Genomic DNA, 11,811 nt, shown 5'->3' on the forward strand with positions numbered 1-11,811 from the left:
GCTCGTTCCTCGACACGCGCGTCCCCGACGAGAACGCCGAGGTCCGCCGGATCCTCGCCGTCCTGCGCGCCCCAGAGCACGCCGCGACGCTCGCCGCGATCTCGTTCCCCCTGGAATGGCTCTCCCGACTCGAATTCGCCGTCGGTGAGAGTGACCTGGCCTATGCCGAGCGGGCTTCGGCGCGAGGGAACGTCGGCGATCACGTGAATCTCGGGAAGGACGCCGAGGCCGATTGGCTCGATGTGGTGGGTCGGCTGCGCAAGTACGTGGAGTGGCGCGCATCCACAGCAGACGTCGAGCGGTCCCTCGAAGGTCGCGCGCTCCTCGCTCCGCTGACGGACGCCATGGCGCACGCGAAGGCCGTCGCTGCCGCCCGCGCGACGCGACGAACGAAGAAGGCGGAAGAGCCGACGACGGCCTAATCGCCGCTGCTGCTTGCCGCCTCCGCCGCCGCTTGCCGCTCCCGCCGCCGCTCCCGCTCCCGCTCCCGCCGCCGCTCCCGCTCCCGCTCCCGCCGCCGCTTGCCGCTCCCGCCTCCGCTTCCGCGTGCGGCTTCCTGATCAAATCGGACTGCAATCGTTGAATCGGATGCGATCGTTGCACGGGATCATTCTACTTCCCCTCCCCCTCACCTTCGTGCATCATCTTTCCGCGCGATAACTTGGAAAGGATCGATGAGACGATGAAATGGATGGGGTGGACCGGGCTGACGCTGATCACGCTGCTGCACCTCGGCTGCGGGAATGGGAATGGGAATGGGTCGAGCGAGAGTGGGGCCGGGGGCTCGGGGGGCTCCGGGAGCGGCACAGGCGCCGGGTCCTCGAGCTCGGGCACGGCGGGCTCGGGGGGCACCGGAGGCATGGGGAGCGGCGGGGGAAACGTAGCCGATCTGTGCGCCGGGCTGGTGAATGACAAGGAGGCGCACCCCATGACGGCCCTCCCCAAACCCGCGCTGCTCCAGGAGGTGGTCGATCCCGAGTTCGGCACCAAGATCCGGCGGATCACCGACGTGGGCAGCGGCATCATCAAGCCCCTTTATTCGCCCACGCAAGCGTGGAATGCCGACGAGACCCTCCTCCTGCTCTACAAGGTGGGCGCCGGACACAAGCTCTACGACGGCAAGACGTATGCGTTCCTCAAGGATCTGGACATCCATCCGCCGGATCTGGAGCAGGTCTACTGGAGCACGACCGAGCCGGATGTCTTCTTCTACATCGACGGGAACAAGCTCATTCGATACCACGTCTCGACGGACGAAAAGGAAGTCCTCCACACGCTCGACAATTGCCCGGGTCAGGTGACCGCGGACTCGCACGGGTGGATCTCGTGGGACGCCAATTATCTCGGCCTGCAATGCCAGGGCACGGGCGAGTCGTTCATCTATCGGCTCGATACGGGGACGATCACCGGGACGACGAAGGAGACGCCGGACTTCGGTCCCCCCAGGATCGGGGCGACCGGAAAACTCGCACTCTGGGACGTCAACGTGGTCGACCAGGAGATGAAGGTGGTTCGCAAGCTGGATCTTTCGGTGGTCGAGCATTCCTGCCTGGGCCGGACGGCCGATGGCCACGACACCTTCAACTCCGTCGTATTCGACCCGGGGCCCCAGGGCAGCGGCGTGGGGACGCTGGTCACGCACGACATGACGGACGGCACGTCGCGGGTGATCATCGGGCCCGACACCGGTTATCCATACCCGCCCACCGGGACGCACCTCTCGGCGGAGATCTACAAGAATCCAGGCTGGGTCTTCTTATCGATCGTCGGCGACACGAGCGGGAAAGGCCTCCTGGATCAGGAGCTTTTGCTGGTCGACACGAACCCCGGCGGCAAGGCCTGCCGGATCGCGCACCACCGGTCATGGGGGAAAGAGGGCCCCAACGATTACTGGGGCGAGCCCCACGTCACCGGGAGCCCGAGCGGTACGCGGGCGGTGTTCGCGAGCGATTGGGGCGGCGGCGCCACCGTCGATACGTACGTCGTCGAGCTGCCGGCCCATTCGAACTGACCCTCTTCGACGTCGAGTTCCACATCCCGAACCGCAGCGCCATCGATACCAAGCTCGTCGGTGGTGCGGCCCTGTTTGGCATCGGCTGGGGCCTCACCGGCGTGTGCCCCGGTCCCGGCATCATCAACCCCCCCGCTTCCGCTACGGGTTCCGGCACCCCTGACTCGGCGCAATCCATTGGATCCGCGACGGCGCCGTGGGGGCTCCTCGCGGCGCCCTGATTGAGGAGGACGTAGACGCCGTCGCCGCGCGAAAACGCGAGGTCGGGCTTGCCGTCGTCGTTGAGGGCGCCGTCGAGGAGCCGCAGGCTCACTGGCAGACGCCGCCCTGGGCCGCCCCGAAGTTCAGGACCTTGGTCCTGCACGCCGCCCCCTCCGCCGCGGTGAGAGTGTCCAGAATGACGGGGAAGGCACCCCCACTGCAATTCGTGGGGCTGGACGGCTGCATCACCTGCACACCGCAGAAGCTCTGCGAGCCCTGCGTTCCGGCGAGGAGCTCCACGAGCGACGCGCCGGACTCGGAGACTGCCCAGGAGAAGCTGTTCGGGCTCATCACGTTGCTCCCGCAGGGGCCCGGGAAGGAGTAATTGGTGCACCGCCCATCCTTCACGAGCGTCCCAGCCAGCGCGCTTTGCCACGATGGATCCCCATCGCAAGGACAGACGGCGCAAGCCGGCCCGCAGGTGAGCATGCCACCGCAGCCATTGGGGATGGTGCCGCAGGTCGCTCCCTGGGCCTCGCAGGTGGTGGGGACGCAGATCTCGCAGTTGACACCCGCGTAGCCGGACGGGCAGGAGCACGTGTAGCCGGCCTCCGCCGTCGCGCACGTGCCACCATTCTGGCACGGCTGCCCCATGCCGGGGGTGCAGGTCCCGGCCTGGCACGTGTCCGTCTGCGTGCACGCGTCGCCGTCCGCGCAGGTGGTGCCGTCCGGCGCGTCAGCCACGGCCGGCTGACCGGCGCTGCACGCGGGCACCTTGCAGGGGTCCGCGTCGTCGGGCGGCAGGTCGGTGTCGTCGGCGAGGGTCGTGGTGTCGCCGCTGCCGTCGCACACGAGCGCGCTGCAATCCCCGGGGGTCTGCATGGCCACGGGCGTGTTCGCGGGGGTATAGCTCACGCCGCACACGCCGGCCTCGCACGTGCGCGCCTTGCATTCGTCATCCATGCCCGCGCAATCGGCCGGGGTATTGCAGCCGATGCACATGCCATTGCCGTCACACACGAGGCCCGCGCCGCAGGCGGAGCCCGCCGAAAGCGGGGGGTTCGACGGCACGCCTGCGGTGCACACGTCGCTCGTGCATTCGTTCATGTCGTCGGGCAGGTCGGCGTCGTCGGCTTGCTGGATCACGGCGCCGTTGCCGTCACACACGGCCTCCTGGCAATCACCCGTCACCGGATCGGGCAGGGCGGTCCCGGCCGCCGTGGGCTTGTGCGTGGGCGCGCCGTCCTCACAGACGTCCTCCGTGCAGGGGTTCTCGTCGTCCTCGGGGGTGCACGCGCCGCCACCTGCGCCACCTTCGCCGCCGCTCCCGCCGCCGCCTTGGCCGCCGCTCCCGCCGCCGCCTTGGCCGCCACTCCCGCCCCCACCTTGGGCGCCGCTCCCGCCGCCGCCTTGGTCGATCTGGCTGCGGTCGACCTTGGCGATGATCTCGCAACCGAGCGAACCGCCCGCAAGCAGGACGAGCAGGAGGGGTGTGATGGATGCTTTCGTCATTCTGGGTCCTTTCATCATCATCAAGTTCTTTTCAGTGCTTCGACCAGGTCAGCTTCCACAGGTCGTCGTAGAACGAGCTCGATCCGCCATCGGTGGCAGACCCGCCGTGGAGGAAGAGCTCGAAGGCCGCCTTCGTCTCGCGCACGAAGGAGACGCCTCCCACGCGCGCCGGGGGAATCGGGGCGCTGGGATCGAGGGTCATCTCGGTCCACCGGTTTTCCGCCATCGAGTAGAACCAGAGATCATTCGAGACCCCGTCGAACCCGCCCCCGCCGAAGGCGACGAGCCCGCCGTGGGCGGTATCGAAGAAGACGATGGCATTGTCGCGCGGTGACGGCAGAGCCCCCTCCGGGTGGAGCTCGGTCCAGGTGAACGTATCGAGGCTGAGCGACCAGAGATCATTCTCGTAGTTGGTCGGACCGAAGAGCTCTCCGGGCGGCGTGTTCGGCCCCTGGTCCGGCCCGAGGCGGTAGCCGCCGAAGATCAGGAGCGAATGGGTGGCCGGATCGTATGCACCCGCGGGCCAGGCCCGCGGCGCGGGCTTCTCGCCGTAGGTCGGGACGATTTGCCAGCCCGCCTCCGCGTCGTAGATGGCGAGGTCGCCGCGCAGACCGCTCTGCGTCGTGGCGAATCGCGGCAGCGTATTGCCCACGCCACCGAACGCATAAAACGTCTTCTTCTTCGGGTGGCCGATCGCCGGCACCCCCACGACCGCGGCGGACGAGCGGCGCATGGCGAAGGGATCTCCCTGCTCCTCCTGCGGGGCCAATTCCCATTGACGGCTCTTCGTGTGGTAGGTCCACATCTCGGGGAACATGTGATCCGAGCCGGTCCGGAACTGGCCCCGGCCGCCGACGATGCTCACGCAATTGCCGCAGGGGCCGGGGATCATCATCGTGTCGGCCCGCGGGGCGGGGGTCTCGGGCGATCCGAGGTTCGTCCACGTCATCGTGGAGAGGTCGAGGGAGTAGAAGTCGTTCACGGTGAAATCGGTGGGGAACGCCCCGATCTGGCCGCCAAAACGGTAGACGATATCGGGATTGTTGCTGCGCGCGAACGAGATGCCGGCCTCCCAGAGCGCGGTCGGGACGTCGCCATGCTGCGGGACGGCCTCCCATTGCGGAGCCGTGGTGAGCTCCGCGCAGGTCGCCACCGAAAGCGCCTCCGGCGAGGAGGCCTCGAGCGACGTGGGGTCTTCTGCGCTGCAGGCGGCCATGGCGAGGGTCGCCGCGAGGCCGGCGCAACGGCGGCGCATGGATCCGCGAGGCGGATGGAAACGATGAGTCATCGATGGATCTCCTGGTGGAAGTGAGGTTGTACGGGAGCGGCGTCATGAGATACGCGGGATCAAGCACGTCCGGGGAGGACGACGACCGGCAGGGCGAGCAGCTCCGCCTCTGTAGAATCGAGCGCCACCTTCCGGTGGCGCCCCAGGCCGCTCGTGAGCGGCCCATCACCCATCATTCCGACTTCATGACCTTGACCGGCCGACCGTCTTTGTCGACCTTGCTCTCCCCGGCCGGGGCGCCCTTGGGCTGGCTGCCCGCGTTGACCGTGAACGACTGCACCTTGGCCTGCTCTCGGCCATGGAAGGTGCCGCGGACGCGAATCGCGAGATTCCCCTCGGTCGCCCCCGCCTCGTAGAGAACGGACACCTTGACGGATTGCCCGTTTCTCACGGCCGGCTGCGAGACCGGGCTCGCTCCTCCCTGGAGCTTCAGCCCGTCCACGCCCCAGACCTCGATGGTGATGTTCGAGCCGTCCGCGCCGAAGACGACATCCAGATCGGCCGCGCCTGCCTTGAGCGTCGCGGTCACATTCACGGGGGCGGAGGGCTTCGCCGTTGGCTCGGCCGCGGCCGTGCCTGGTGTCGCGGCTTGGGGCTCGCCCGAAGCCGCCTCGGAAGAACCGCCCGCGCTCGCGGGAGGAGCCGGAGGCCGCGTTGCGTCGGTCCCGCACGCCGCTGCCCCGAGAAGGACGACCATCCCCACGATGCCAAAGTATTTCATTGTCGATTCCCTTTTTCTTCAGTGCGAGATGGTGATGTCGGCCGAATACGACACGGGCATGGTGTTGTACCCACGCACGCTGAGCACGTAGATCGTCCCTGCCTCCGAATTGAACGTGAGGCTTTCTTCCCCGCTCGGGTTTTCGTCGGACGTGACGAGGACGCCGGCATTGTACACCGCCAGATCGACGTTGCTCGAGCTGGTGGAGGTGACGGTGATGGGCATCCCGTCGCCTTCGATCTGGTAGTAGACGTTCTGGGAAAGCCGATTGGATTCGCCGTCGCCGGTCAGATCCACGGTGTAACCATTGCCGACGACGCCCTGCTTGTAGACCGGCAGGCTCCCGGGGAAGCCGCCGGAATGCGTCTCGTTCGTCCCCCACTCGTCCTCGATGGGGTCGATGCCGAAATCGGCGCTTGCGTTGTAGAACGACGTGACCGCGTCGATGCCCGGCGCGGCTTGCGGGTCGTTCTCCTTGAGCGAGGCCACGAACGAGAAGAGCGTGGTGAACGCAGCCTTGTTCTTTTGGGTCTGGTGCGCCTCGTAGATGCCTTTGATGCCCACGCCGACCTGGTCGAAGGGCTCGTTCGACCCGTCATAGAGATCGTACACGACCCCCTGCACCGTCGTCTCCGAGAACCAGCCCGGGCTCGACTCGGCGCTGTTGTCGTTCACTTCGACATCGTTCGCGAAGCCGCTCGCCTGCCCGGGCCCGGAGCTGTCGGTGTACGTGGTGTCCGGATCCAGGATGATCGCGCTCAAGGCGGTGCAGAACCCTTCGCTCCAGGCGAGCCGCGGGTCCTCGATGTCGCCGTTGGCGTGGGTGCCTCCGATGGTGTCCGCACGGCCGAGCGTCTGGTCGAACCAGTGGCCCCATTCGTGGACGATGATGTGCGAATCGAACTCGTCGGTGTCCACGTCCTCCTTGCCGAGGATGTAGAGCTCCTCGCCGTCAAAATGGGAGGTGCCGACCTGGCCCAATGCTTTGTCGCCTTCCTCCGGGCGATTGTCGATGCTCCAGTTGAATTTGAGCGGAGGGAGCTCGGGGGGCGGAGAGACCTCGTCGAGGAAGCGCCTCGCCGCCGTATAGGCCGTATCGAGCACGGCGAACGGCGCGGCGGCGCGGGTCAAGGTGTACGCGGTCCCGTCCCAGCCCGTGGCGGCGAGGACGTCGAGCTTTGCATCCTCGGCGCTGTCGGCCGTTTTGCTCTCCATCACGTAGACCTCGTCGCCGGACGTATTGTCCTCGACGATCAACGAGGGGGCCTCCGTCTGGGCGTAGACCCAGAGCTTTACTTTTGCGGCCCCCGTGTAGTCGAAGCTGTAGGCGCCCTCGTCATCGGAGGTCGTCTTCGCGATCTCGGCGTCGGTGTCGGCGTCGATCAGGCGGACCGAGGCCCCGCGGATCGGGCGCTTCTCGATCTTGGCATAATCGAGCTTTTCGACGTCGACGTCGAAGGGCACGTACTCATACGACAGCGAGCCCGAGAGGCGAAAGCTGGCTTCCTGACCACCGGCTCCGCCGCTTCCCGAGGAAGAGCTGCTGCTGCCATTGGTACTGCTGCTGCCATTGTCGTCGTCGCACCCGGCGACGAGCCCGAGGGCGAGCGCCGACAGGAGCAAGGGGAAGGTCCTGCGGAGAACGAGAAAACGAGCGGAGATCATGAAGCATCCTTCTACCGGACTGTGTGGACGCGCCGGCCATGCGTCAGTGATGGGGACGTCAGCTCCGGCGACGGCGTCGCGCGAAGCTCATTCCGAACACGAAGAGGCGTGTGTCATCGGCGGCAATCTACACGAGGCATCCGTTCCGGGATGGCCGTCTCGGAGGCAGGGCGAGATCGTTGCGCTTTTCGATCAGCCTTGCGTTTTTTGATCAGCGCGCGCCGGCGACGCGGCCGCGCGCGAGCGTCTCGGAGGGGGTCTCGCGGAACTGCTTCCTGTACTCGACGCTGAACCGCCCCGCGTTGCGGAAGCCCATGACGGCGGCGACCCCCGACACGGTCGTCTCGGGCTGCGGTGCGAGGAGCATCTGGCGCGCCTGCTCGAGCCGCCGGAACTTCAGAAACTCCATCGGCGTCATGCCCCGCGCCGCGCGAAACGCCGCCTGGAGCGAGCGGGCCGGCGCGCCCGCCGCGGCGACGATGTCCGAGAGCCGGATCGCCTCGCCGGCGTGCGCCGCGATGAACTCCTCGGCCCGACGCACGACCGCGGGAGCGACACGCGGGGGCGGAAGCTCGAGCAGGCGCAAGCCCTCGTGACGAGGAATGGTCACGAGCGCGGTGAGGAGCACGTCGAAGAGGCGCGGCCGGACGAACGGCGAGACCGCGGGGTGCTCGATCTCCTCGCGGAGCAGCCGCACGATGCCGTGGAGCGTCGCGCCGCCGCCCGTGGTGAGATCGAGCTCGGGTTCGAACGGGATCGCGCCGCGGCTCGCGTGGCCCGTGAGCATGGTGAAGTGCGCTTCGAGGGCGGATCGCTCGAGGGTGAGGGTCCGGCCCTTCGCGCCCACGGGCAGCGTGATGTTCCCCGGCCGCCCGGGAACGAAGAGCGCGGCCCGCGTTCCAGGAGCGATCGAGAGGCGCCGGCCCCGGATCTCCACCTCCCCGTCGCCGCTGCCTTCCCCTGCGAACACCAGCGCGTACCGATCGCCGAGGGCGGCCGCCTCGACCTTGCCGCCGAGGTCCCAATCCCCCGCCACGAACGATACGGGCCCGGCCGAGGTGACCGCGAAATGACACCGGAAGGCGGTCCCTGACAGGGGCCCGAGCGTCGCGCCCGGGTAGAGGCGAGAGAAGGCGGGGAGCAGCTCGTCGGGGTCGGTGGTGCTGAGGTGGGTCTTCACGACCAAGAGGGGCGCCGCTCCTCGACTGGCCGAAAGCGCCGACTTGCGGGGGATCGGCTGGCTGTGGACGAGATCCGTTCCCGACGTGGCGTGCATCATGCACCTCCATGATCACGCGGACCGGCGTTCCAAGCCAACGCGATGGTGGTGGCCGCGCTGACGGTTCGACGGGCCGGTGGTAGCGCGTTGCCAGCGGAGCTGTCGATGCGGCTGTCTTGCTGGCAGGGTCCTTCGCAGGATCGAGGCCCGCATGACGCCGCGCGCTCCCGCCACCGCTGCGGCTTTGCGTCGAGGTAGATTGATCGATGGGAGCTTACGCCTTCATTGGGGGAGACGAGTCACCGCAAAAAGGAGCTTGGCCCCTTATGTCGGCTCCTCGGGGATCTCGGGCGAGCCGGGCCAGGTGATGCCCACCTTTTGAAGCCTGCGCTGGACGGCGAGCACCTGATCCGGCTTGGGCGTAGGGCGAAGGAGCGTCTCGAGCTCGGCGGGGGTGAACTCCGTGGGGCCTTTCAGCCTCCGATCGACCACCGCGTCCATGATTGCGTGGGCGGGGGCGTCCTCTGGGCGGTCGTGGTTCGTCACGATCCACCCGGGGCGTGGACGATACGACTCACAAGACAGCGGCAAGAGCCGCCCATTGTGGAGCAAGCCCCACGCGGCCAGCCGGCGGGCGCCGTAGGGCGCCGGATCGTCGAAGAGCGTGCCTCCCACGCGATCGCCGTGAAGCCAGAAGCCGACGCCTGCCCACTTCTCACCATGCTCCGGCCCCACGAGGAGCATGCCGACAGCGAGCACGAACGTGGGCTCGAGCTCGGCAGGGAGCCCTGGCACGGCCGCACGCACGTCGTCCGGGCCGCCGGTCACCGCATCGACCGAGAGGCCGAACTGCTGGATCGGCCCCCACCCGGCCTCGCACGCGAGGCCGACGACGCCCGCCTCGGTCCACGCCACGACCTCGTAGTTTCCTTCTACGTCGACGTTGTAGATGGCGCCTCGCTGAAGGTCGCCCGTCCACTCCATGCCGTCGGAGGCTGGATACCAAAAGCGCGCGATCTGGTCGAGGTAGCCTTCGACGTACGCGCGCAGCGCGGCGCGGACGATGGCGTCTCGGTCGAAGACGAGGCGTCCCAAGTGACGGGTGACCCGCTCGATCATCGGCTTCGCCTAGACCCCGTTTGTCTCGGCGTCAACGGCCCTCGCCGCCTGCGTCCGCCGGCCGCGTCACGGCGTGTACGGCGGAACCTTGTTGATCTGCAGCACCTCCTTTTCCGGCGAGACCTTGTTGCGGAGATGTTGGTTGAGCCTCGCCGAGATAACGGCCGCGTTCTTGTACGCGTTCGTGCCCCACGGGCAACCGCGCAGATCCTTCAGCCGGCGACGCCGAGATCCAGGCGCGCCTCGCGGTCCGCGTTGCGCTCGAAAAGGCGCACGGCATCCTCCGCGCGGCGTTCCCCGGGCAACGCAAGCTCGTCGAGTCGTTCTTCTTGCGGCGCGAGCGCAGCGCCAAGAAGGGCGGAAGCGGGAGCGGCGGCGCCGACGACGAGGGCTAGACGCCGGAACCTCGCCTCCGCGGCTGGCAAATTCCGCCCCGGGCTCCGGATCCGGCATTCGCGCATGCGCGAACGATGCACCGGAGCCCGGGACCACGCGTTCTGACAGCTCCAAACTCCGCACAGGACGACCTCGATGACGTTCGTGCGTCCCCGAACGGGCGCGCGGGGCGCCGCGCGCGCCTTCGGGCACGTCCGAACGACGCGCCGGGCTTCCTGTGCATCGTTCGGACATGTTCAAAGGGGTCCGTCGCCCTTCCTGTGCGTCGTTCGGACATGGCAGAACGATGCACAGGAAGGCCGGGGCGCGATTTGCGCGCGTCCGAAAGCTCCAACCTGCTTTCGTGCGGTGATTTGCCAGCATCCAGGACGAAATCCGGCGCGTTTTCTCGCTGCCTCGCGGCGCCGGAGGGCGTTTGCATCGTGGCCTATCGATTTGGGCGACGGCCCTCTCGGCGGCCGAGCTCCCTCACGCCGCCTCCGCCTGTTGCTCCGCGCGGAGCATGCGCGCATCGAGAAACTGCCCCGCCTCGGCGATCGCCTCCCGCGCCTCGGGCAGGAACGCCGCGCAGCCCTGAAACACGTGCGGCATGTCCGGCCAGATCCGCAGATGCACATCCACCTTTGCGGTCTTCATGTTCTCGGCGAGCCGGCGTGCGTCGTCGAGCAGCACCTCCGTCGAGCCCGCATGGAGGAGCGTGGGCGGAAGGCCGCGGACGTCCGCGTAAAGCGGCGAGGCGTACGGGGAGGTCGCCGGCGTCGAGCCCAGATACCAGGCCGCCGTCTGCGGGAGCGCCTCCGCCCGGACCATCGGGTCGGCGTCGCGGTTCGTCGTGATGGTGCCGCCGGTCATCGCGAGATCGGTCCACGGGGAGAAGCAGCAAGCCGCCGCGGGCATGGGCGCGCCGTCATCGCGCAGCTTCACGAGCGAGCCAAGGACGAGCCCACCACCTGCCGAGTCGCCGGAGAACGCGATCGACGCGGGCGCGAAGCCGTTGGAGAGCAGGTGGCGGTAGGCGGAAGCCGCGTCTTCGATCGCGGCGGGAAACGGGTGCTCCGGCGCGAGGCGGTAGTCGACGACCAGCACCCGGCAGCGTGCGGCCTCCGAGAGGCGCCACGCGAGATCGCGGACGCTGGCCGGCGAGCCGGACGCGTAGCCGCCGCCATGGAAGTGGAGGAGGACCCGCCGCTCATCGGCGCCCGCTGCGGTGACCCACTCGGCCGGTACGCCCCCGGCGTTCGTCGGCAGGACGGTGACCCCGGGCGGCGGCTTGGGCATCCTTCGCACGAGGTCGTCGATGTTGGCGCGGAGCGCCGAGACGGGCGCGTTCGGATCGAGCCGACGCTTGAACCAGTAGCGGAGATAGAAGCGGAGCGCGATCGCCTGGAGGCTCATCGCTTCATACTATCGCAGAAAATGCGCCCCGGCGCGGCGGTTCCTTGATGAGACCAAGGCTCCGCCGCGCCGCGGGGGGTGAGAAGCTCAGGCGGCCTTGCGCCGCCGTGCGATCACGAGACCGAGCGCGCCGAGCACCACGAGCAGCGAGCCCGTGGAGCCCTCGCCCGCGCCGGCCGTCCGGCAGCCGCAGCCCTCGTCGCTGGGTACGTCGCGGCCGCCTGCGCCGCCGGCACCACCTTCGCCGCCTGCGCCGCCGCCGCCGCCGGCACCACCTGCGCCGC

9 protein-coding genes and 2 pseudogenes are annotated in these 11,811 nt (G+C 68.4%); 3 read left to right on the top strand and 8 right to left on the bottom strand.

The window, feature by feature from the left end:
- From QHF85_RS48575 to QHF85_RS49880, 3 genes and pseudogenes are all read left to right on the top strand, one after another.
- Nucleotides 1-422 (top strand): annotated as a pseudogene (locus QHF85_RS48575) (hypothetical protein); the annotation flags it as partial.
- Between the two features lie 260 nt (nt 423-682).
- The gene (locus QHF85_RS48580) at nt 683-2,011 is read left to right on the top strand and encodes a hypothetical protein (RefSeq protein ID WP_281334374.1); all 1,329 of its coding nucleotides are present in this window, start codon (nt 683-685) and stop codon (nt 2,009-2,011) included.
- A gap of 5 nt (nt 2,012-2,016) precedes the next feature.
- Nucleotides 2,017-2,139: pseudogene (locus QHF85_RS49880) on the top strand (DUF6691 family protein); the annotation flags it as partial.
- A gap of 181 nt (nt 2,140-2,320) precedes the next feature.
- On the opposite strand, the gene QHF85_RS48585 reads toward QHF85_RS49880, so the two are convergent.
- The 8 genes from QHF85_RS48585 to QHF85_RS48620 all read right to left on the bottom strand — a co-directional run.
- On the bottom strand, nt 2,321-3,724 hold the full coding sequence (locus tag QHF85_RS48585; protein WP_281334375.1) for a calcium-binding EGF-like domain-containing protein: 1,404 nt from the start codon (nt 3,722-3,724) through the stop codon (nt 2,321-2,323).
- Between the two features lie 31 nt (nt 3,725-3,755).
- On the bottom strand, nt 3,756-4,979 hold the full coding sequence (locus QHF85_RS48590) for a kelch repeat-containing protein (protein ID WP_281334376.1): 1,224 nt from the start codon (nt 4,977-4,979) through the stop codon (nt 3,756-3,758).
- A gap of 205 nt (nt 4,980-5,184) precedes the next feature.
- On the bottom strand, nt 5,185-5,733 hold the full coding sequence (locus tag QHF85_RS48595) for a hypothetical protein (protein WP_281334377.1): 549 nt from the start codon (nt 5,731-5,733) through the stop codon (nt 5,185-5,187).
- An 18-nt stretch (nt 5,734-5,751) separates the two neighbouring features.
- Complete coding sequence (locus tag QHF85_RS48600; RefSeq protein WP_281334378.1) at nt 5,752-7,398, bottom strand: hypothetical protein; 1,647 nt, start codon at nt 7,396-7,398, stop codon at nt 5,752-5,754.
- Nucleotides 7,399-7,609: 211 nt separating this feature from the next.
- On the bottom strand, nt 7,610-8,677 hold the full coding sequence (locus tag QHF85_RS48605) for an AraC family transcriptional regulator (RefSeq protein ID WP_281334379.1): 1,068 nt from the start codon (nt 8,675-8,677) through the stop codon (nt 7,610-7,612).
- 264 nt (nt 8,678-8,941) lie between these two features.
- Nucleotides 8,942-9,736: a hypothetical protein gene (locus QHF85_RS48610; RefSeq protein WP_281334380.1), complete on the bottom strand. Its 795-nt coding sequence runs from the start codon at nt 9,734-9,736 to the stop codon at nt 8,942-8,944.
- Between the two features lie 864 nt (nt 9,737-10,600).
- Nucleotides 10,601-11,527 carry an alpha/beta hydrolase gene (locus tag QHF85_RS48615; protein WP_281334381.1) on the bottom strand — a complete coding sequence of 309 codons (927 nt, stop codon included), beginning with the start codon at nt 11,525-11,527 and terminating at the stop codon, nt 10,601-10,603.
- An 87-nt stretch (nt 11,528-11,614) separates the two neighbouring features.
- The coding region (locus QHF85_RS48620) for an MYXO-CTERM sorting domain-containing protein (protein ID WP_281334382.1) at nt 11,615-11,811 on the bottom strand (197 nt) is incomplete at its 5' end.

It is taken from the genome of Polyangium sp. 6x1 (assembly GCF_029946515.1).
GTDB lineage: Bacteria > Myxococcota_A > Polyangia > Polyangiales > Polyangiaceae > Polyangium.

Excerpts from the sequence above, each read along its gene's own strand:
- QHF85_RS48580 (WP_281334374.1), top strand. The coding sequence starts at position 683 with ATGAAATGGATGGGGTGGACCGGGCTGACGCTGATCACGCTGCTGCAC.
- QHF85_RS48585 (WP_281334375.1), bottom strand. The coding sequence starts at position 3,724 with ATGACGAAAGCATCCATCACACCCCTCCTGCTCGTCCTGCTTGCGGGC.
- QHF85_RS48590 (WP_281334376.1), bottom strand. The coding sequence starts at position 4,979 with ATGCGCCGCCGTTGCGCCGGCCTCGCGGCGACCCTCGCCATGGCCGCC.
- QHF85_RS48595 (WP_281334377.1), bottom strand. The coding sequence starts at position 5,733 with ATGAAATACTTTGGCATCGTGGGGATGGTCGTCCTTCTCGGGGCAGCG.
- QHF85_RS48600 (WP_281334378.1), bottom strand. The coding sequence starts at position 7,398 with ATGATCTCCGCTCGTTTTCTCGTTCTCCGCAGGACCTTCCCCTTGCTC.
- QHF85_RS48605 (WP_281334379.1), bottom strand. The coding sequence starts at position 8,677 with ATGATGCACGCCACGTCGGGAACGGATCTCGTCCACAGCCAGCCGATC.
- QHF85_RS48610 (WP_281334380.1), bottom strand. The coding sequence starts at position 9,736 with ATGATCGAGCGGGTCACCCGTCACTTGGGACGCCTCGTCTTCGACCGA.
- QHF85_RS48615 (WP_281334381.1), bottom strand. The coding sequence starts at position 11,527 with ATGAGCCTCCAGGCGATCGCGCTCCGCTTCTATCTCCGCTACTGGTTC.